Raw genomic sequence first — 20,698 nt, 5'->3', positions numbered from 1 at the left:
TCGACGCTCCCCCAGGAGGACGCCATGTTCAGACGCACCCTCGTCAGCCTCGCCCTCGCGTTCACGCTCGGCACCGCCGGCGCCGACAAGGTCATCACCGGCGCCTTCGACCAGGGGCCGGGGGGCGCGGCCCAGCAGTTCAACCCGCTGACCAACACGGCCGGCTTCACGTGGCTGAACAAGATCTATTCCACGCTGGTGCTCTACGACGTGGGCTTCAAGAAGGTCAGCGGCGACCTGGCCAGCTCGTGGGTGATCGCCGATGGCGGGAAGAAGTACACGTTCATCCTGAGGGACGGCGTGAAGTGGCACGACGGCAGTGCCTTCACCTCGAAGGACGTGAAGTTCAGCATCGAACTCGCCAACAACCCGGACTCCGGGAGCGCCTTCGCCGCGAAGTTCGGGAACATCACCACAATCCAGACCCCCAATGCCCGGACGGTCGTGCTGACCCTCAGCAAGCCCAACGCGGCGCTGCTCGACGCCCTGACGAACTTCATGATCCTGCCGGCCGCGCCCCTCTCGAAGATACCCGCCAGGGATCTGCGCACCTCGGCGTGGTGGCGCACCAGTCCGGTCGGCACCGGGCCCTTCCGATGGGGCCGGCTCGTGCCGGATCAGTACAACGAGCTCACGGCGAATCCCACGTATTTCCGGGGTCGGCCCAAGGTCGACCGGCTCGTGAACCGCTACTTCAAGGAACAGGCCGCCGCCGTCCTGGCCCTCAAGAGCGGCGACATCGACTTCACCTACCTGACGCTGGACGACACCAGGAGCTTCACCGGCAGCGCCGTGAGCATCCTCAGCGGGCCGTCGCAGGTCGCGAACTACCTGGGCTTCAACAACGCCGCCCCCCTGTTCAAGGACGTGCGGGTGCGCCAGGCGCTTCTGCACGCCATCGACCGGACGACCATCGTCAAGCAGCTGTACGGCGGCGGCGCGGAACTGGCGAACTGCCCGGTCACGAACGCCCGCTATGTGCCCAAGGGCGTGAACACCTACGCCTACGATCCCGCCAAGGCCCGCCAGCTGCTCCAGGCGGCCGGATGGAACGGCAACCAGACCGTGGAGGTCATGACGTACTACGGCGACCAGCTGAGCAAGGACGTGCTGGTCACGATCCAGCAGATGCTCGCGCAGGTCGGGTTCAGGATCACGCCGCGCTTCGTGGACGTCCCCACGTACAACCAGACGACCGCCGGCAGCAGCTTCAGCATGGTGTACGCCGGCATCGGCAACGGCCCGGATCCCGACACGCTGTACCCCAGCCTGCACTCGGACTTCATCCCGCCGAACGGCGTGAACCGCATGAAGGTCAGCGTCCCGGCGCTGAACCGGCTGTTCGAGCAGGGCCAGGAATCCGCCGCACCCGCCGCGCGCACCAAGGCCTACCAGACCATGTGCACGCTCGTAAACCAGCAGCTTCCGTGGGATGTGCTGTGGACGGCCAAACGCTTCGGCGGGGCCAGCAGCAGGCTCGTGAACTTCGTGTGGACGCCCGCGCCGGGTGGCGGGCGCTACAACGACCAGGCGCAGCTGTGGGACATCAAGTAGCGCCCGGACGGGCGGAGCGCTGAGCCGTGGGCACGTATGTCCTGCGCCGCCTGGCGACCAGCGTGCCGCTGCTGCTCGTCATCACGGTCATCATCTTCACGCTGCTGCAGTTCACGCCGGGCGATCCGCTGGACGCCTACATCCCGCAGGATACGGTCGTCACGGCCGAGCAGCGTCAGAGCATCAAGGCGCAACTCGGGCTCGACCAGCCCACACCTGTCCAGTACCTGCGCTGGCTCGGCGAGGCGGCGCAGGGCAACCTGGGCTACCGCATCAAGAACGGCGAGCCCGTCGCCGCCGAGATCGCGCGCCGCCTGCCGCCCACCCTGATGATGATGGGCCTGGGCATGACCGTGGGCATCGTGCTGGGCGTGCTGTTCGGGGTGATCGCGGCGGTGCGGCGCTACACGGCGCTCGACACCGCCCTGACGGTGCTGGCCTTCCTGGGGATCTCCACGCCCGCGTTCCTGGCCGGGCTGGTGGGCATGTACGTGTTCGTCCTGAAGCTGGGCTGGTTTCCCGCCGGCGGGTACCAGACGCCGGGCGATGGCAGCGCCGCCGACATCCTGCGGCACCTCGTGCTGCCCGCCCTGATCCTGTCGGTCACGTACGTCGCCACCCTGATGCGCTACACGCGCTCCAGCGTGCTGGAGGTGATCACGCAGGACTTCGTGCGGACCGCCAGCGCGAAGGGCGTCACGGCCCGGCGGGTCATCAGCAAGCATGTGCTGCGCAACGCCCTGATTCCCGTGGTCACCGTGATCGGGGCGAACACCGCCAACCTGATCGGCGGGGCGGTGTTCCTCGAGAGCATCTTCTCGTGGCCCGGCACCGGGCAGCTGTACCTAGACGCGATCGACGCGCGCGACTACCCGATGATCATGGGCACGACGCTGGTGCTGGCCGCCGTGATCCTCCTGGCCAACCTCGTCACCGACGTGCTGTACGGCGTGATCGACCCCCGGATCCGGTACTCGTGACGCCCGCCGACCCTGCCCAGCCCTGCTCCTCCCCGCTCGTCCTCTCCCCGGAGGTCACGTCATGACAGCCGCCCTCACTGTGTCTCCCCTGGCCCGAACCCCAACCCGGCTGGCCATGGGCCGCTTCCTCAGGCACCGCCTCGCGGTCGTGGGCCTGATCCTGCTCGGCGCGGTCGTCCTGCTGGTGCTGCTCGGGCCGATCCTCGCGCCGTTCAGACCCGACGACATCGACCTGCTCGCCCGCAACCAGGGGCCGGGCGCACGGCACTGGCTGGGCACGGATCAGACCGGGCGGGATGTCTTCGCGCGCACCGTCGCGGCCGGCCGCGTCTCGCTGATGGTGGGCCTGTTCAGCACCCTGATCTCCGTCGCAGTCGGCACCACGCTCGGGGCGCTCGCCGGGTTCTTCGGCGGGTGGGTGGACAACGTGATCATGCGCTTCGTCGACGTCGTCATGACCTTCCCCAGCATCATCGTGCTGCTCACCCTCGCCGCGATCATCGGCCCCGGCCTGGACAAGACCATCGTCATCATCGGGCTGCTGGGCTGGCCGCTGGCCGCGCGGCTGGTGCGCGCCAAGCTGCTGTCGGTGCGGGAACTGGAGTTCATCGCCGCCGCCACGGCGCTGGGAGCCTCCGACCGGCGCATCCTGCTGCGGCACGCCCTGCCGAACGTGCTGGACGTGCTGGTCGTGTTCTTCAGCCTGGGGGTGGCGAGCGCCATCCTGACCGAGGCAGGCCTGAGCTTCCTCGGCCTGGGGGTACAGCCGCCGCAGGCGAGCTGGGGCAACCTGCTGAGCACCGCGCGCGAACTCACGATTCTGGAGGCGTACCCATGGCAGTGGATGCCGGCCGGGGCACTGATCCTGATCACGGTGCTCGCCACAAACTTCCTGGGAGACGGCCTGCGCGACGCCCTCGACCCCAAGAGCCGACCGTGACGTGCCGGCCGTGACCGTACCGCCCTCTCGCCCTTCCTTCTCCCCGAGGCCTCCATGACCCAGCACGACCTGACCCAGCTCCACGGCATCATCCCGCCCGTCGTCACGCCACTGACGCCCGACTTCCAGGTGGACGAACCCGCGCTGAGGCGCGTGCTGCGTCACCTGCTCGCCGGCGGCGTGCACGGCCTGTTCCTGCTGGGCTCCACCAGCGAGGTCGTCTTCATGGACGCCCCCCAGCGGCGCGAGGTGCTGCGCATCGCGGCGGACGAGGTGGCCGGCCACGTGCCCCTGCTGGCGGGCGTGATCGACCCCACCACAGACCGCGTCATCGCGCACGCCCGCGACGCCCTGGCCGCCGGCATAGACGGCCTGGTCGTCACGGCCCCCTTCTACACGCGCACCAGCCAGCCGGAGATCGTGGAGCACTTCCGCGCCGTGCAGGCGGCCGTGCCCCTGCCGATCCTGGCGTACGACATTCCCGTGTGCGTCCATGTGAAGCTCGAGCGCGACACCATCGTCACGCTGCGCCGCGAGGGCGTGATCACCGGCCTGAAGGACAGCAGCGGCGACGACACGAACTTCCGCCTGCTCGCCCGGGCGTGTGCGGACGACCTGGGCTTCCGGCTGTTCACCGGCTCCGAGCTGATGGTCGACACGGCCCTGCTGGTGGGCGCACACGGCTGCGTGCCGGGCCTGGGCAACGTCGACCCCGCAGGCTACGTCGCGCTGTACGAGGCCGCCTGCCGCGAGGACTGGCGGGAGGCCCGGCGGATTCAGGAGCGCCTGATCCGGCTCTTCGGCGTCGCCCTCCAGGGCACGCCGCGCACCAGTCCCGGCGCATCCGGCGTGGGCGGCTTCAAGACCGCCATGAAGCTGCTGGGGCTGATCCCCACCCACCACATGCACCGCCCGAACGCCCCGCTGGACGCCACCGAGACGCACCGCGTGCAGGCGATCCTCCGGGCCGAGGGCCTGCTCACGCCGGCATGACCGCGCTGACGGCCGATGGTATCCACAGCACGTGGGTCACCGTGCTGCTCCCTGTCCGGGAGAATGACACCGTCGACTATGCCGCCCTGGAACGTCAGGTGCAGGCGCTCGTCGCCGCGGGCGTGGACGGTGTGTACACCAACGGCACGGCCGGCGAGTTCCACACCCAGGACGACGACGAGTTTCTGGAGGTGAGCACGGTGGTGGCGCGGATCTGCGGGTGCAGCGGGACGCCGTTCCAGCTGGGCGTCAGCCATCCGGTCGCGCAGACCTCGCTGGCGCGGCTGCGGCGCGACGAAATGCCCGATCAGGCCGACGCGTTCCCCACGGGTGTGGGGATGATCCGTCTCGATCACCAATCCCATCCCGCTTTCCTGACTTCGACTGTTCACCGGAGGCCACGGCATGGATTTCTGGCACAGCTCCATGCTCCTATTGCACACGCTACTGCACACGCGCCGAATAGTGCATATGCCACAAAGAGAAAACCCACGTCTAAGACGTGGGTTTCTGTGGTGTGCCCGAAGGGATTCGAACCCCTGGCCTTCTGATCCGTAGTCAGACGCTCTATCCAGCTGAGCTACGGGCACATCCGTACGGTGGTGCTTGGCGGAGAGAGCGAGATTCGAACTCGCGGTAGGGTATAACCCCTACGAGCGTTTAGCAAACGCTTGGTTTAAGCCGCTCACCCATCTCTCCGTGATGGAGCACCGGATTGTCATGTGTGGCCGTGTGTGGCGAGGGGTGAGGGATTCGAACCCCCGGTAGGTTGCCCTACTACGGTTTTCAAGACCGTTGCCTTCAACCACTCGGCCAACCCCCCAGGTCTGGCGGGCGCACGACAGCAGGGGGCTGCGGAAGTGCGAAGGGAAGTATAGGCACGACCCCCGACGTTGTCAACGCTTGCGCCACCACGCGTACACCAGCGCTCCCAGACCGAGCAGCCCCCACGGCACGCGTCGCGTGGGCAGGACAGCGTCGGCCAGCAGGGCCTGCAGCGCGTGTTCGTGTGGCGTGCGCTCTGGCAGCGGCCGACTCACTGCCGGAAGCGTCAGATCCGCGTGCAGGACGGCCGTGTGGTAGGCGTTCTCGCGCGGGTGGCCGCTGTGGGCCGCGAGGTGCTGGCCGAGCGACCGGAGGTGCTCGGGAGGGCCATCCTCGACCCACGGCGCTAGGGCGAGAAAACCGGGGCGGGGCGGGGTCATCACATAGCTGCGGAGTGCCGGGGCCTCGTCGGCCGGGCCGGTGATGGCGCTCTGTCCGTCGAACGTCAGGTCGAGCAGGTTGCCCACAACCATGGGGTTCACGGCGTAGCGGATCTGCCCACCGCGCGCGGTGACCGCCCAGCTGGACTCCAGCCACGCCAGCGGCTGGTCGCGCCGGTTCGCGGGATCCGGCGCGAGCCCCTCCAGCGCCGTCCATGAGGCGCCGTTCGCGTCGGGCTGCAGGAGCACGGTGCAGCCCTGAGCGTCCAGTGCCCCGATCACATCCGGGCGAAAGGCGTCCAGACTGATCGCCACGCCCAGGTCACCGACCGGCGTGGGAAAGACGCGCAACGCCTCCAGGACGCCGGCGCTCAGGTCGACGCCGCCGGTCTCCTCATCCGGGGTCAGGTAGACCTTGTCTGCCGTGCCGACCAGGGCACCGTCCGGATCCAGGATCACACTCTGGTTGGTGAGGACACCCGGCTCACGGCGCAACCGACCATCCTGGAGGCGGTAGCGCGGCGTGGGAGCGCTGCCACAACACACGTACACACCGTACTCACGGGCCAGATCGCGGCAGGTGTGCAGGTACAGCCGCGTGTTGGCGTCACTGTCCGCGAGTTGCAGGGCCCGCACGGGAGACACGCGCTCACGCAGCAGCACCGGCAGGGTGCGTGGCAGCCGGGCGAGGAACAGGGCCATCGCCACCCGTTCCAGGGTGCGCAGCCCCAGGGCCCACCCACCGCCGCGCAGCACCAGCGGCAGACCATTCAACTCGGTCAGGACGACCAGGGTCGGCCGGTCGCGGGACATCTCCGGGCGGGCCGCCTCGAACTGGCGGCGCAGCCAGGCCCGGAACGCTCGGGCGCTGGTGAAGTCTGCCGCATGCCACTGCGGCTGGACGGCGATCACACGGAAGCGGCGGGGGGACATGATCCCCAGAGTAGCGGGGTCGCCCTGGCCGTGGAGGGAAGGATGCGCTGCTGGAGGCACGTTGAGCGGATCCGGGCCGGCCCGCCTGTATGAGGAATGTGATATGTCCCGTGATCCACTGCCAGCTGAGATGCGTGACCGTGTCACCCTGACGCCCCCGATCCTGCCGGATCGGCCCCGCACTGCGGGCTGGCCGATGCTGGCCGGCGTCATGACCCGCCGGGAGCTCTATCTGCTCGGCCTGCCCCTGGGGGCACTGGCACTGGTACCGACGTGGCTCGACGGGCAGCTCGACGTCTTCGAGCGTGCGGCGATTCCCGCCGTGTGGGCCCTGATGGCCGGCGTGTTCGTGGCGCTGCTGCTGGGGCGCTGGCCGCTGGAACGGCTGTTGTGGGTGCTGCTGGGCGGCCTGTGGCTGTGGGTTCTGGGCCGGGTGGGATTCATCCTCTTCGATCCCCACCCGGCATCGACGGGGGCGCTCGCCGCGTGTGGCCCGTGGGTGCCGGTGCTGCTGAGCGGCCACCTGTGGATGCTCGGCCGCGACGCGGGCCGGCTGGCGAGTCAGGCCGCGCTGGGAGCGTTCGTGCTGCTCCTGCTGACCGCTGGCCTGCTCGATCCCGGTCTGGCGACCTCCGGCCACGGGAATCTGCTCGTGCAGATCCTGCTGGCATCGCTGGCGGCCCTCGCCGGTCAGCGGTCCGGGGTGGCGCGCCTGAGGCGCGAGTTGCGCGTGCAGCGCCTGGGCACGGATCTGACCGGCCTGGGCGACAGCCTGACGGGTCTGCTCGACGGCCGGGCCACCCGGCGCTGGCTGCGGCAGGCCTCCGCCCGACAGCTGGAGGGGCTGGCCGTGGCCGTGATCGAGGTCGATCAGCACCGGCAGCTGGAAGCCACCCGCGGCGAGGCCTTCGCCGGGTGTGTCATGGCGCACGTGGCCCGCGTGCTGGAGGGTGCCCTGCGGGACGGCGACGCCCTGGCCCGTCTGGGGCCGTCGGAATTCGCAGCGCTGGTGCGGGTGCCCGACGAGCGGGCGGCGCGGGCGGCGTGTGAACGCCTGCGTCTGCGGGTGGCGTCCCGGCCGCTCGACGGCGTGAACGTGTCGGTCAGTGTCGGGGTGGCGGTATACGGCGGCGAACACGACGGACTGGCGCTGCTGGCCGGCGCACAGGATGCGCTGGATGACCTGCGCGCCGGCGGTGGCAACCGGGCGAAACTGGCCAGCCATCGCCCGGCCGGGCCGACCGACACCCCTGCCGACGTCCTCTGACAGCGGCGTGCAGTTCCCTCCAGGGGCTGAAGAGATGACCCAGGGCTCCACGGAGGCCGCTGTCATGTCAGGGACTCGCTTCGCTCGGTTCAGAGGCAGTGAGGGGTGCCCTCACTGCCTCTGAACTCTGCTGTGAGTCAGTCCGGCGTGACCTGCACGCCCTTCCAGAACGCGATCCGGCCGGCGATCTGTTTCGCGGCGTCCTTGGGCTGCGGGTAGTACCACGCGGCGTCGCGATTCTCCTGGCCGTCGACGGTCAGGGTGTGGTAGCTGGCCTCGCCCTTCCACGGGCAGGTGGTGTGCGTGCTGCTGGGGATCAGGTACGCGGGATCCACGCTGCCCTCGGGGAAGTAGTGGTTGCCCTCGACGACCACGGTGTCGTCGGACTGGGCGATGACCTTGCCGTTCCAGGTGGCTTTCATACTGCAGGCTAGGCCGCTGGCACGGCTCCAGACCGTCAGCGGACGCGCAGTGTGCGCCCTGCCATGCGCTCCAACCTTCACGCAACCGACAGCCTGTCCTCATGGATGGATCACGCCGGGGTGGACGCGGCATACTGGTGGTTGCCTGACAATTCGCCTGCGCCACAGATCCGTCTGCCCAAGGAGTGTTGCCCACAAATGAAGCGCTTCCATCCTGTCTGCCGTCTGCCCGTCGCGGGCCTCCTCACCGTCTCTCTGGCCGCGTGCAGCCAGTCCCCGGCACCGGTGGGCACCATGACTGCCCAGGCGGCCACCAACGAGAACCGCCGCGACTGGCGGGACGACACCATCTATTTCGCCATGACCGACCGCTTTGCCAACGGGAACCCAGCGAACGACAACGGCCTGAACCGGGGGGCGGGCGACGTGGCCGACAGGGCCAATCCGCTCGGCTGGCACGGCGGCGATTTTGCCGGCCTGAAAGCCAAAATCGACGAGGGCTACTTCAGACGGATGGGGTTCACGGCGCTGTGGATCACGCCGGTGGTGCTGCAGGTGCCGGCCATTCCCGGGCCGACGAGCGGGCCCAACACCGGCAAGCTGTTCGCCGGCTACCACGGCTACTGGGCCGAGGACTTCTTCAAGGTCGATCCGCACCTGGGCACGCTGGCGGAATACCGCGAGCTGATCAAGACGGCACACCGGAACGACATCCGGATCATCCAGGACGTCGTCGTGAACCACGCCGGATACGGCGCGACCCTGACGAAGACGAATCCGGAGTGGTTCCACACGGACACCGAGTGCGCCGCGAGCACGAACCAGACGACGGACTGCCCGCTGGCGGGCCTGCCGGACTTCAAGCAGGACATCCCGGCGGTCACGAGCTACCTGAATTCGTTCATTGAGTCCTGGCGCAAGGAAACGGGCATCGACGGCCTGCGGATCGACACCATGAAGCACGTGCCGGATGCGTACTGGCGGCAATTCTTCGCCAAGGGCGGCGCGGGTGATCCCAGCAAGCTCTGGTCGGTCGGCGAGGTGTTCGATGGGAACCCCGCGTACCTTGCGCGCTTCATGAACGACCTGGGCGCGCCCAGCGTGTTCGACTTCGCGCTGTACTACGCCTTCAAGGATCAGATGAGCAGCTCGGGCGGGAACCTCGACCGCATGGCGGACGTGTTCGCGCAGGACGGGGTATACCGGGACGCCACGAGACTCACGACCTTCGTGGACAACCACGACGTGCGCCGCTTCGTGAACGAGGTGACGTCCCGGGGCGGCACCGCCGCACAGGCGGCCGAGCGGCTCGACCTGGCGCTGTCGACCATGTACTTCTCGCGCGGCACGCCCAGCGTGTGGCAGGGCACCGAGTACGCCCAGGTGGGCGAGGGCGACCCCTACAACTACCCCACCGGCCAGGGCAACCGTGAGGACATGGACTTCTCGAGACTCGCGTCGTCCACACTGGACGAGCGGCTCGGCGCCCTTGCGCAGGCCCGGCGCACGTACACGGCCCTCACGCGCGGCGCGCAGCAGGAGCTGTGGCGGCCGAACGGCGGCGCGCCCGTCCTGGCGTACCGCCGGGTGGTGAGCGGCGTGCGGGGCACGGCCGGGCAGCCCGTGGTGTTCGTGGTGAACAACGGCGACGCGCCCGTGAACCTCTCGACCCTGAGCGGCGGCGGGATTCCGCTGCTGGGCACCTTCGGCGGCGGCGCCCTGACCGAGATCACGGGCCGCGCCAGCACCCTGGCCATCAGCGGCGGGAAGCTGGTGGGCAACCTCCCCGCCCGCACCGCGCTGGCCGTGACCGCCCCGGCGGGCAGCGGCGCGTCCGGCACCGTGAACCCCGCGCTCCCCGAGGTCACCGCCCTGAGCGCGGCGCCCGGCGACAGCGCCGTGAACCTCACGTGGACGCCGAGCACGGATCCGGCCGTGAGCGGCTCCCGCATCTATGCCAAGACCGGAACGGGGGCCGAGCGGCTGCTGAACTTCGCGCCGCTGCCCGCGTCGCAGGGCTCCTACCTCGCGCGCGGCGTGACGAACGACGTCGCCACGACGTTCCGGGTGGTCACCGTCGATGCCGGCGGGGCCGAGAGCAGGGGCGCGTCAGTGACGGCCACACCCAGCGCCACCATCACCGCGAAGGTCACGTTCACGGTGGACGCGCGCAGCCAGGGCAACGGGCCCATCGAGCTGCGGCGCTTCGACACCGGCGCTCAGGTCGTGTATCCCATGACCTCGGCCACGCGCGGCATCTGGAAGACCAGCATCGACCTGCCGCTCTACCGCGAGGTCAAGTTCAAGTTCGGCAACACCGGCCCCGGCGCGCGCAACAGCGGCTACGAGGGCGACGGCCAGGGTGACCGCGCGTACGTGGTGGGCACCGGCGGGAATGCGTACAGCGGCACCTACGACTTCATCGACGTGCCCGCCCCGACCACGGTCATCGAGGGCACCGTGCGGGGAAGTGGCAGCCCGCTGACCGGCGCGCTCGTCGAGGCGACGACCGCCGACCCGAAGAAGAACTACGCCCTGACCTTCGGCGACGGCACCTACACCCTGTTCGCCCCGGCAGGTGCGCAGACGCTTCGGGCCAGCGCGGACGGCTTCGACGCCGCCACGCGCACCGCGACCTCGCCGCAGAGTGGCGCAGACGTCGACCTGAGCGCCCAGACCGGCACCGTGGTCGGCAAGTACCGCATCGACGGGAAGCTCGGCGACTGGACGGCCCCGAAGGTCAGCGTGCAGAGCCCCGCCGAGGGCACCTTCGGCGCGGACAACAACTGGCTGACCCTGCAGGCCGACAGCGACGCCACGTACCTTTACCTCGCGTACACGTACCGCGTCTCGGGCAACTCGGCCATCGTGTATCTGGACACGCAGCCCGGCGGGGCGGCGCAGGCCGACTCCTTCGATGCCTGGAGACGGGCCGCGACCTTCAGCGGCGGGATGGGCGGCGTGGACGCGTTCATCGCGCGCTACGAGAACCAGAACCCGGAAGTGCGGCTGGTCGGCAGCGCGACCGCCACATCGGTCGTGAGCGGCAGCGCATACACCGCCGTGGGCACCGGCACGCTGCCCGCGCAGACCGTCGAGATGGCGATTGCCTGGACGGCGCTGGGCCTGAGCAGCGCACCGGCGAACGGCGTGAACCTCGTGGGCGGCATCTTCGGCGGGGACGGCTACGGCGCGGGCGACATCGTCCCGGACGCGGGCAGCACCCCGGCCGGCGCGAACACCATCACGGACTGCTACACCTCCTGCCGCGCGACGTTCACCGCGCCGCTGAACGTGAAGTAACCCGGCAGCAGGTACACTGGTTTCCAGACGCGGGAGGTTCATTCAGGGCCTCCCGCACTGTTCTGCCCGGACATCATGACCTGCCCATGACCGCCGGGCGGAACACGGGGAGGAATGTCATGGTGCTGTCAAAATTCATGCCCAGCAACCCGAAGTTTGCCGCGAAGTTCGCCGAGGCGGCCCGCAACGCGCACGTGACCGCCCAGGCCCTGGTGGATCTGCTGGAGAACTACACGGACGTCGAGGGCAAGGTGCAGCGCGTCCGCGACCTGGAACACGAGGGCGACCGCATCTCGCGCGAGGTCACGAACCTGCTCGCCGAGTCGTTCATCGTGCCCTTCGACCGCGAGGACATCATCTCGCTGCGCGACGAACTCGACGATCTTGTGGACGACATGGAAGACGCCGCCCGCAAGCTCAGCCTGTACGGGGTCGAGAAGCCGCTGCCCCAGATGGCCCAGCTCGCCCGCGTGGTCGAGCAGCAGTGCGCCCTGCTGGCCCAGGGCATGCCCATGATCGAGGACACGGGCAGGGCCAGGGATCTCGCGCAGATCGCCGTGCAGATCCGTGCCCTGGAGGACGAGGGCGACACCATCAGCGACGACGTGCAGCGCCGCCTGTACGACGGGGTGCACGACGTGCCGGGAATGATCCGCGCCATGCGGGGCGGCGAGATCGTGAACCTGATCGAGGACGCCAGCGACCAGGCGCAGCGCGTGGCCAAGACCGTCGAGAGCATCCTGCTCAAGAACGCCTGAGGCCTGTGGTGGAACCCATCCTTCTCGGCTTCGTGCTGATCGTGTTCCTGGCCCTGGCCTTCGACTTCATCAACGGCTTCCACGACACGGCCAACGCCATCGCCACCTCGGTCGCCACGCGGGTGCTGACGCCGGCGCAGGCCATCGCCATGGCCGCCGTCCTGAACGTGGTCGGAGCGCTGGCGGGCACGGCGGTCGCCAAGACCATCGCCACCGACATCGTGCCGCAGGACTACGCCACCCTGGAATTGACCGGCGCGGCGCTGCTGTCGGCCATCGCGTGGAACCTCTTCACGTGGTGGAGGGGGCTGCCCAGTTCCTCCAGCCACGCGCTGATCTTCAGCCTGGTGGGGGCCGGTGTCGCGGTCGGCGGCTGGGGGATCATCGTGCCCAAGGGCGTGCGCAAGACCCTGACCGGCCTGGTCACCAGCCCGGCGCTGGGCTTCATCGTGCCCATCGTGTTCATGACGCTGCTGACGTGGCTGGTGCTGCGCTTCCTGCGGCCGCGCACCGTCACGCGCAGCTTCCGCTGGCTGCAGATCGCCTCGGCGGCGTTCATGGCCTTCAGCCACGGCGGCAACGACGCCCAGAAGGCCATGGGGATCATGACCTTCGCCCTGAGCGCGTACCTGGGCACGCAGGTCGCCGAGGTGCCGCTGTGGATCATCCTCTCTGCGGCCACCGCCATGGGCCTGGGCACCGCCGTGGGCGGGTGGCGCATCATCAAGACCATGGGCTTCAAGGTCGTGGATCTCAAACCCGTGGACGGCTTCGTGGCCGAGGCGAGCGCCGCCGGCGTGATCACGGTGGCCACCCACCTGGGGATTCCCGTGAGCACGACCCACACCATCTCCAGCGCCATCATGGGCGTGGGCACCACCAAGGGCTTCCGCAAGGTCAAGTGGCAGGTGGCGGGGCGCATCGTGCAGGCGTGGGTGTTCACCATTCCCGTGTGCATCGCGCTGGGGTGGGTGTTCCACAAGTTGATTCTGCTGGTGGGGTAGACGGGGCTCTGGGCTCTGAGGCGGGGTGGGTCGGCGGACTCGCCCCGCCTGCTCTATTGGAGGCGCACGCTCTGGCCAGCGGTCGGCTCGCCGCGCAGCAGGGCGGCCAGCACCGCCGCGCCCCGGATCACGCCCAGCGCGGGGCGGCTGAACAGGGCGTTCGCATCCACGGCCCAGACCTCACGATCCCGGACGGCGCGCAGGTCGCGGCGCTCCAGCACGTCGCGGGCGAAGGCCACGTTGTCGTCCAGCCCGTACCCGCAGCACATGACCACGACCACGTCCGGGTCGGCCGCGGCGACCGCCTCCCACGTCGTCCGGGCGCTGTCCACGCCGGGGGCGCCCAGGACGTTCACGCCGCCGGCCCGCTCGACCTGCTCGGGCACCCAGTGACCGCCGGTGAACGGCGGATCGGCCCACTCCAGGGTCAGCACGCGCGGCGCGTGGGTCACGGGCTGCACGGCGTCCCACTCGGCCTGGGCACGTGCCGCCAGGGCCTCTCCCCTGTCCGGGACGCCAGCGGCCGTCGCCAGGGCGCGCAGGTCGGCCAGGATGCCCGCCACGGATGTCCCCTCCAGGCTCAGCACGGAGTCCGCGGGCAGGCAGCCGGGCAGATACCGCACGGCCTGTTCGATGGTGCCCGGCGTGACCGCGCAGACCTCGCACACGCCCTGCGTGACGACCAGATCGGGGTTCAGGGCGTCGAGCAGCGGGCCGTCGACGGTGTACAGCGCGAGGCCCGAGCGCATGGCCTCGCTCACGGCGCGGTCGATCTCGGCCTGGGGGGCGCGGCTGTCGACGATCGAGCGCGTGAGCACGCTCCGCCCCGCCACCCCCGGATGGTCGCAGGAGTGGCTGATCCCCACCACACGGTCGCCCAGCCCCAGGTCGAACAGCAGGTCGGTGGCGCTGGGGAGCAGGCTCACGATGCGGGCTGGAGACGTGTACAGACTCATCCGGTCACAGTAGAACAGCACGACAGAGAACCTTCTGGTCAATCCCCACCGATCAACCCACGGATATGGTCGTCGATGAGCGACGCCTTTCCGAGAAGGGAGGCTGGAACGGAGCCGAGATGTTCGGTGCGGATTCTTGGAACGTTTTGCCACCAGTCCGGGACGATGCCCCGTCCATGCACGTAGTTGTCGCAGGTTCCGCACCATATCCAGCTTCCACCCCTGCGTCGTTCATCACCGTCAAGGTTCCAATACAGATGAACGTCGAAGGCAGCGCAACCTGGACACTGGAATGGAGGACGAGCAGTGCCAGCCCGTACAGAGCCCTGAAGTTGTCCGAGTTGCTTGAGGTGGTCTTCCGTCCACCATTTCACCGGCTCGCCCACAGTTCCACGAGGCCGCGCAGGGTCAGCGTCTCGTCGTAGTGGTCGATCTCGCGGCAGATGCCCTCGATGGTGCGCGCGAAGCCCCCGGTGGCGACGGCCACGGCGGGAGTGGGCAGCTCGGCGCGGATGCGGCGCAGCAGGCCGTCCACCATCTCGGCGTAGCCGTACACCAGCCCCGACTGCAGGGCATGCACGGTGTTCTTCCCGATGGCGGACTGCGGCGCGGCCAGCGTGATTCGCGGCAGTTTCGCGGCGCGGGCGAACAGCGCGTCGGCGCTGACCTGTGCCCCGGTGGCGAGCACACCGCCCAGGAAGCGCCGGCCGCGGCCGATCACATCGAAGTTCGTGCTGGTGCCGAAATCCACGACGACCACGTAGTCATGCCCGTCCATGTACTTCTCGGCGCCGAACAGGTTGCACAGCCGGTCAGCGCCCACGGCATCGGGCTGGTCGAGTTCCACCGACACGTCCGGCAGATTGATCGCCGCCACGCTGAAGGCCTCGACCATGAAATGCCGCCGCAGCGCCAGCTGGTAGTTCTCGCCCACAGGCGGGGCGACGCTGCTCAGGATCGCGCTCCTGGGCACCTGCGCTCCGGCCAGCCCGAACAGACCGTGCAGCTGGAGCGCCAGGTCGTCCGGCAGCACGTCGCGGTTGGTGCGGATGCGCCACGTGTGGGTCAGGTTCAGTGTCTCGTCCGCGAGACCCAGCACGGTGCTGGTGTTGCCGATATCCACGGCCAGGAGGGGAAAGGCGGGCACGCCCCGCATTCTACCGGAGGGCCCGGTCACGCAGCCGGCTCAGCTCAGGGTTTCGGGAAGGCCACGTAGAAGGTCGCGCCGTCGCCGGGATGGCCCGTGGCCCACACCCGTCCGCCGTGCCGCTCGACGATCCGCTTCACGTTCGCCAGACCCATACCGACCCCCTGGAAATCGCGGTCGCTGTGCAGGCGCTGGAAGGCCCCGAACAGCCGGTGGGTGTACGCGGGATCGAAGCCCACGCCGTCGTCCTGCACGAACACGATCCACTCGCCGCCGCTGCTGCTCGATCCGACCTCGATCTTGGCGCGCTCCCGGCCGCTGGTGTACTTGATGGCGTTCCCGAGCAGATTCTCGAAGGCCAGCCGCAGCAGATCCGGGTCACCGTGGACGACGGGCAGGTCGTGCGCCACCCACTCGATCTCGCGGCCCTGGGTCTCGGGATTCAGGTTCGCCCACGCGCGCAGCACGACCTGGGCCAGATTCACGTCCTGAAACTGCAGGGCAGTCTGCGACACGCGGGCCAGGCCCAGCAGCTCGTTGATCATGCCGTCCAGACGACCGGCCGCGCCGTCGACCACCTCGATCAGCCGCCGGTCGTCGGGGGTCAGGCGGGCCTCGGCCCGGCCGAGCAGCAGCTGCATGTAGCTGCGGATATGCCGCACCGGCGTGCGCAGATCGTGCGACACGGCCCCCACGAAGGAGTCCAGTTCATCGCGCTCGGTGCGCAGGGCCTGGGTACGCACGCGCACCTCGTGGGCCACCTCCGTGTCCATGTCGGACTCCCGGATCTCGGCGTGCTTGCGCTCGGTGATGTCGCGGTGGAGCACCGTGGCGTACCGCGCTGCCCCGTCCGCGAAGGGCGTGATGGTGATCCGGAACCAGCGTTCCTCGGTGGCGCTGTGGCATGGATACTCGGCCTCGAAGCGGTCGGCATGGCCGCCCAGCACTGCCCGCATGCCCTCGGCCACCAGCGGCCCCTCGTCGGCGCACGGCCCCTGGGTGCTGTCGCACACGTCCAGATAGTTGCTGCCGGTGGCGCAGGTGGCCTCGGTGCCGCCATTCGCGGTCATGAACCGCAGCCACGGGTCATTGACCATCACGATCACGCCCTGGCCGTCCACAATGGCGATGATGTCCTCCACGGCGTCCAGGGCGCTCTGCACGGCGCTGACCGGAAGCCGTGCAGCCGGGGCCGAGGCCCGCCTGCGCGTGGTCACGCGGGCCTCCAGGGAACGGCGCCGCCCCGCAGGTTCAGACCGGCGGGACAGGAACTGGCGCCGGCCTGTCCGTCCCAGCTCTGCCAACCGCCGTCACCCGCGTTCACCGCGCCACCATCCTGACCTTGTACCATCCCGCCCGGTGCCGGCCCCAACAGCGTTTCTTCACACTGACGAGGCCAGGCCCGGGCCGATCACTGGAACGCGCCCAGGTCGACCGGCACGCTGTAGGCACAGGCCGTGTCGGCCTCGGTTCGCAGCAGCAGTTCGGTTCTGTCGCTCGCGCCGATGCCTGCCTTGAGCGGCTGGAAGTAGTACACCAGGGTACCGCTCCAGGTGTCGCCCACCTGCTTGAAGTCGTTCACGTACGACGTGCGTTCCGGTGCGATCAGCTTGCCGTCGGTGCCCTTCAGACGTACCAGATACGCGCCCCTCGCCTGCTGGTTGGGCAGGCCGGACACGGCGATGTCCACGCGCAGTTCGCCGTCGGCCAGCCGGCCCTTGCTCAGGTCGGCGCCCAGGGCGTCCTGCACGCTCAGGTTCTGGAAGTTGTTGCGGGCCTGCTGTGCCTGGAACGCCAGTTCATCGGCCTGCCCGCTCAGGGTGATGGTCAGTGGCCGGCTGCCCTGTTTCGGATCCTGGGGGGCGGTCAGCCAGTCGCTCACGCAGGTGGCCCCGCCGTCGAAGGCGGTCACGGCGGTCGGACCGGACACGAAGGCCCCGTCCTTGACATTCAGGTCGACGGTCAGGAAGGTCGTCACCGCGTCACGACGGGCATACACGCCGTCAATGACGTTCTTCGCGGTGGTGTCCTCCAGCTTCGGCACCCACGCGAGGGCCGGGGCGGACAGGGCGAGCACGCCCAGCAGGGCGACGGACAGGGCAGAAACGGACGTGGGATGGCGCATGCAGAGGGTCTCCTGAGGGAAAGGGGGACGGTCAGTCCTTGAGGTACACGACGCGGCAGGCCTGACCGGCCGAGCGGAACAGGGCCGTGCCCGCGATATTGAGGGCCACGTCGGTGTAGACGTTCGACTGCGGGGCCAGCGCGTTGGGCCGGATGCGGGCCGCCCTGATCCGCGTGACCTCCGGGAAGGCCGCGATCTGAGATTCGGAGGTGATGTAGGTGTGCAGGTTGCCCTCCTGCACGAGGTCGTTGCTCACACCGGCGATCAGGGCCGCGTCCGGCCAGACCTTACGGCCCTGGTCGTCGTAGACGGCGCTGGTCATGTCCCGCTGGAAGCTGCCCAGGCCGCGCACGTCGATCACGACCGTGCACGACAGCGGCTTGCCCGCCGAGGCCGATACCCCGGCCCCGCCGGCCCCACCACGGGCCCCGACACCGGCCCCACCTGCGCCGCCAGTTCCGCCGCCGCCCGTGCCGGCACCCGCACCGCCGCCCGTGCCGGCCGGGGCCGCACCGCCGCCCCCGCTGCCACCCCCGGCACCCGCCGGGGAGCCAGTGCCGCCCGAGCCGTTTCCTGCTCCACGGGCCGCTGGCGCGGCCCCCGCACCGCCGTCGCCCCCGCTGCCTGCTCCCGACGTCCCGCCACCGGAAGGGGTGGCGACCGGCGCGGCCGGAGCAGTGCTGCCGGACGGACGGGCCGGCGCGGTGACCGGCGCGGCGGCGGGTGCCGACGCCACTGGAGCAGACGGCCGCGCTGCCACGGGGGCCGCCGGAGAGGCCCCCCCACCCCGCGCCTGCACCGGTGCGGCCGGAGCCGACGCGTCCTGCCCGCCCGCCGGGGTCGTCCGTGACGCCACTGGGGCGACCGGAGCCGCGGAGCCCTCCCCGCCCTGGGGAACTGCGGTGCGGGGCGCGGTCGGGCTGAGTTCGGCGGGAGCCGCCGCGACCGGACTCACCGGCGTGGTCGGGGGTGCCGGAGCCGTCGGCGTGACGGAGGGGCGGGACGTGACGGGCGCAGTCGCCACCGGAGCGGCGGCCGCCGGTGTCTGCCGGGGAACCGACGTGCTCGTCGCCGGAGCGGGGGGCGCCGGACGGACGGCGGGAGCCGAGGCCACCGGCGCTGGCGTGGACGAACCCGCGCTGCGCTGCGGCGACGTGGCGGCCGGCGTGGCCGGGCGAACCGTGGGCTGTGCCCGCGTGACCGGGGCCGGCGAGACGGTCTGCGCGGGCTGGGCCGGCTGCGTGGGGCGGGTCGGCGCGGGCGGTGTCTGGGCAGGCTGTGTCCGTGTCTGCGCCGGCCGGGTCGTCTGCGCTGCCCGGGTCGTCTGGGTGGGTCGCGTGGCCTGTGCCGGAGCCGTCCGGGTTGCCGGTGTCGGCGTGGCCGGACGGACGGTCGGTGCGGTGGTGGCCGTGGGCCGCTCGGGCCGTGTCACCGGGGCCGGACTCTGACGGGCGGTTCCCGACGGGCGGGCCGCCTGTGCGGGCGCGGGAGTGCGCGAGGGAGCCGGGGCCGCCGCACTGCGGGCGGGCGACCGGGGAGCCGCCGCCGGAGCCGGTGTCTGGGCGGGCGTGGCCGCACCTCCGGCCGCCGCCGAGGAGGGCTGGGCCGGGGGGGCCGGCCTCACCGGTGTCGCTGGCACAGGCCGGATCGGCGTGTCGGGCACCACCGGGCGGGGCGCCGGAGTGGCCTCGACCTCCGGCACGATGGTCTCCTCTGGAATTGGCTCGGGCACCGGCACATCCGGGAACTTGTTCGGCGGGATCACGACCCGGGGCGTCGCCGTGGCCGGTGGGGCCGTGGTCTGCGCCGGCGCAAGAGGGACGACCTCCAGTGGCCGGGAGGACGGTGGAGGCACCGTCACGTTCTCCAGGAACAGCAGCAGGCCGCCCAGCAGCGCCACATGCACCGCGACGGTCGCCAGCGTGGCCCGGCGGCGTTCGCGCACCTCGGCCGGGCTGGCCGGGCGCTTGGGGCGCTCGGGGCCGGACGGAGTACCTGGAAGCGGCTGGCTGGTCACGGCGCGGCCCTCGTCCCCAGGGCGAGCTTCTGCCCGCCGGCCTTGCGGATCTCATCCATGACGCCCACGACTGCTCCGTACTGGCCCTGCTCGTCGGCCTTCAGGCCCACCACGCCGTCCGAGGCGCCCAGCAGGGGGCGCAGCTGTCCGGCCAGCGCGTCCAGGGTGGTGGACTGGCCGTTCAGGAACACCTTCCCGGCGCTGTCCACACTGACCACCGGCAACGAGGTCGTCTGCTGCACGCTGGTACTCGCGCCCGGCAGCGTGAGTGGCACCGCGCGGTCGCGTGGAGCGAGGCTGCTGGTCAGGAAGAAGAAGATCAGCAGCAGCAGCACCACGTCCACCATGGGCGCGAAGTCGAAGGTCACGGTGTCCCCGCCGCGCGCACGGGCCCTCACCGCCGAACCCCCCCGGGCAGCATGTCGTCGAAGCTCAGCGAGACCTCGGGGCGGCGCAGCCAGCCGGGCAGCTCCTCACGCACACGCTCGGCCTGCGTGGCGATCCGGTCGGCGCGGGCCCGCAGCGCCCCACGCGCCACGTACGCCACGATGGCCACGATCAGGCCGCCCGCCGTGTTGATCAGCGCCTCGCTGATCCCGGTGGCCAGCTGCTCGGGCGTGGGCGCGGTCGTCTGGCTGAACACCAGGAATGAGCGCACCATACCGATCACGGTGCCCAGCAGGCCCAGCAGCGGCGCGACCTGCGCGGCGGTGCCCAGCGCGCTCAGGCCGGTGTACAGGCGGTCTTCCTCGACGATCAGGGCCCCCTGCATGGCGCTGGTGGCGGCGTCCACACCCCGGTCGGCGCGGCTCAGGCCGGCCCGCAGCACGCTCACGGCCGGACTGGGGTGAGCGGCGCGATCGATCTCGGCCAGGGCCGCCGCCGGGCCACTCTCGGCGGTGACGGCGCGGGCACGCTCGATCAGGGCGCCGGCGTCCCGACCGAGCCGCGAGAGCACCTGGGCGCGGACGGCGACCAGGTAGACGACATACACGGACAGCAGCAGCAGCACCCACAGCAGCGGCCCGGCAGCGCGAATCAGGTCGAGGACATTCACATACACGAAGTAACACGCCGCAAGGTGGCAAGCGTGA

Annotated in this window: 18 protein-coding genes and 3 tRNA genes; 9 read left to right on the top strand and 12 right to left on the bottom strand. The window is 70.3% G+C overall.

The window, feature by feature from the left end; translation table 11 throughout:
• Positions 1-24 precede the first annotated feature (24 nt).
• The 5 genes from U2P90_RS02725 (at position 25) to U2P90_RS02705 (ending at position 5,018) form a co-directional block, all read left to right on the top strand.
• A complete protein-coding gene (locus U2P90_RS02725) occupies positions 25-1,554 on the top strand; it encodes an ABC transporter substrate-binding protein (protein ID WP_322473690.1) in 1,530 nt (509 codons plus the stop codon).
• 26 nt (positions 1,555-1,580) lie between these two features.
• Positions 1,581-2,534 carry an ABC transporter permease gene (locus U2P90_RS02720; protein WP_295821574.1) on the top strand — a complete coding sequence of 318 codons (954 nt, stop codon included), beginning with the start codon at positions 1,581-1,583 and terminating at the stop codon, positions 2,532-2,534.
• A 61-nt stretch (positions 2,535-2,595) separates the two neighbouring features.
• A complete protein-coding gene (gene opp4C, locus U2P90_RS02715; RefSeq protein WP_322473689.1) occupies positions 2,596-3,474 on the top strand; it encodes an oligopeptide ABC transporter permease in 879 nt (292 codons plus the stop codon).
• A gap of 54 nt (positions 3,475-3,528) precedes the next feature.
• Positions 3,529-4,467 (top strand): dihydrodipicolinate synthase family protein, encoded by a 939-nt coding sequence (locus U2P90_RS02710; protein ID WP_322473688.1) that lies wholly within the window; start codon positions 3,529-3,531, stop codon positions 4,465-4,467.
• Positions 4,464-5,018 carry a dihydrodipicolinate synthase family protein gene (locus U2P90_RS02705; protein ID WP_322473687.1) on the top strand — a complete coding sequence of 185 codons (555 nt, stop codon included), beginning with the start codon at positions 4,464-4,466 and terminating at the stop codon, positions 5,016-5,018. The genes U2P90_RS02710 and U2P90_RS02705 overlap by 4 nt, the downstream gene beginning before the upstream one ends.
• On the opposite strand, the gene U2P90_RS02700 is transcribed toward U2P90_RS02705, so the two are convergent.
• From U2P90_RS02700 to U2P90_RS02685, 4 genes are all read right to left on the bottom strand, one after another.
• Positions 4,981-5,057, bottom strand: a tRNA-Arg gene (locus U2P90_RS02700). The two genes, U2P90_RS02705 and U2P90_RS02700, sit on opposite strands and share 38 nt — an antisense overlap.
• A gap of 17 nt (positions 5,058-5,074) precedes the next feature.
• A tRNA-Ser gene (locus U2P90_RS02695) sits at positions 5,075-5,166 on the bottom strand.
• 36 nt (positions 5,167-5,202) lie between these two features.
• Positions 5,203-5,290 (bottom strand) — tRNA-Ser (locus tag U2P90_RS02690).
• 73 nt (positions 5,291-5,363) lie between these two features.
• Positions 5,364-6,605 (bottom strand): nitrilase-related carbon-nitrogen hydrolase, encoded by a 1,242-nt coding sequence (locus U2P90_RS02685; protein ID WP_322473686.1) that lies wholly within the window; start codon positions 6,603-6,605, stop codon positions 5,364-5,366.
• A 130-nt stretch (positions 6,606-6,735) separates the two neighbouring features.
• Here U2P90_RS02685 and U2P90_RS02680 point away from each other — a divergent pair, with 130 nt between their 5' ends.
• Positions 6,736-7,872 (top strand): GGDEF domain-containing protein, encoded by a 1,137-nt coding sequence (locus tag U2P90_RS02680; protein WP_322473685.1) that lies wholly within the window; start codon positions 6,736-6,738, stop codon positions 7,870-7,872.
• Positions 7,873-8,009: 137 nt separating this feature from the next.
• Here U2P90_RS02680 and U2P90_RS02675 read toward each other — a convergent pair whose 3' ends face one another.
• Positions 8,010-8,294: a DUF427 domain-containing protein gene (locus U2P90_RS02675; RefSeq protein ID WP_322473684.1), complete on the bottom strand. Its 285-nt coding sequence runs from the start codon at positions 8,292-8,294 to the stop codon at positions 8,010-8,012.
• Between the two features lie 294 nt (positions 8,295-8,588).
• Here U2P90_RS02675 and U2P90_RS02670 point away from each other — a divergent pair, with 294 nt between their 5' ends.
• The 3 genes from U2P90_RS02670 to U2P90_RS02660 all read left to right on the top strand — a co-directional run bounded on the left by U2P90_RS02670 (position 8,589) and on the right by U2P90_RS02660 (position 13,359).
• On the top strand, positions 8,589-11,597 hold the full coding sequence (locus tag U2P90_RS02670; RefSeq protein WP_322473683.1) for an alpha-amylase family glycosyl hydrolase: 3,009 nt from the start codon (positions 8,589-8,591) through the stop codon (positions 11,595-11,597).
• A 119-nt stretch (positions 11,598-11,716) separates the two neighbouring features.
• Positions 11,717-12,355, top strand: coding sequence for a DUF47 domain-containing protein (locus tag U2P90_RS02665; protein WP_295821240.1), 639 nt, complete (start codon positions 11,717-11,719; stop codon positions 12,353-12,355).
• 8 nt (positions 12,356-12,363) lie between these two features.
• Complete coding sequence (locus U2P90_RS02660) at positions 12,364-13,359, top strand: inorganic phosphate transporter (protein ID WP_295821239.1); 996 nt, start codon at positions 12,364-12,366, stop codon at positions 13,357-13,359.
• A 53-nt stretch (positions 13,360-13,412) separates the two neighbouring features.
• Here the strand turns inward: U2P90_RS02660 and U2P90_RS02655 are convergent, their stop codons facing one another.
• The 7 genes from U2P90_RS02655 to U2P90_RS02625 all read right to left on the bottom strand — a co-directional run bounded on the left by U2P90_RS02655 (position 13,413) and on the right by U2P90_RS02625 (position 20,661).
• A complete protein-coding gene (locus tag U2P90_RS02655) occupies positions 13,413-14,315 on the bottom strand; it encodes a cobalamin-binding protein (RefSeq protein ID WP_322473682.1) in 903 nt (300 codons plus the stop codon).
• A gap of 370 nt (positions 14,316-14,685) precedes the next feature.
• Positions 14,686-15,462 (bottom strand): type III pantothenate kinase, encoded by a 777-nt coding sequence (locus tag U2P90_RS02650; RefSeq protein WP_295821235.1) that lies wholly within the window; start codon positions 15,460-15,462, stop codon positions 14,686-14,688.
• Between the two features lie 44 nt (positions 15,463-15,506).
• Positions 15,507-16,679, bottom strand: a complete 1,173-nt coding sequence (locus U2P90_RS02645) for a sensor histidine kinase (protein ID WP_322473681.1) — start codon at positions 16,677-16,679, stop codon at positions 15,507-15,509.
• A gap of 194 nt (positions 16,680-16,873) precedes the next feature.
• Positions 16,874-17,587 (bottom strand): hypothetical protein, encoded by a 714-nt coding sequence (locus U2P90_RS02640; RefSeq protein ID WP_322473680.1) that lies wholly within the window; start codon positions 17,585-17,587, stop codon positions 16,874-16,876.
• 31 nt (positions 17,588-17,618) lie between these two features.
• Positions 17,619-19,604 (bottom strand): hypothetical protein, encoded by a 1,986-nt coding sequence (locus tag U2P90_RS02635; protein ID WP_322473679.1) that lies wholly within the window; start codon positions 19,602-19,604, stop codon positions 17,619-17,621.
• A complete protein-coding gene (locus tag U2P90_RS02630; RefSeq protein ID WP_295821228.1) occupies positions 19,601-20,002 on the bottom strand; it encodes an ExbD/TolR family protein in 402 nt (133 codons plus the stop codon). The genes U2P90_RS02635 and U2P90_RS02630 overlap by 4 nt, the downstream gene beginning before the upstream one ends.
• On the bottom strand, positions 19,999-20,661 hold the full coding sequence (locus U2P90_RS02625) for a MotA/TolQ/ExbB proton channel family protein (protein ID WP_322473678.1): 663 nt from the start codon (positions 20,659-20,661) through the stop codon (positions 19,999-20,001). The genes U2P90_RS02630 and U2P90_RS02625 overlap by 4 nt, the downstream gene beginning before the upstream one ends.
• Positions 20,662-20,698: the final 37 nt, after the last annotated feature.

Source organism: Deinococcus sp. AB2017081 (assembly GCF_034440735.1).
GTDB lineage: Bacteria > Deinococcota > Deinococci > Deinococcales > Deinococcaceae > Deinococcus > Deinococcus rufus.
Note: the sequence above shows the minus strand (reverse complement) of the source record. Positions and strands in the feature narration are given on the sequence as shown.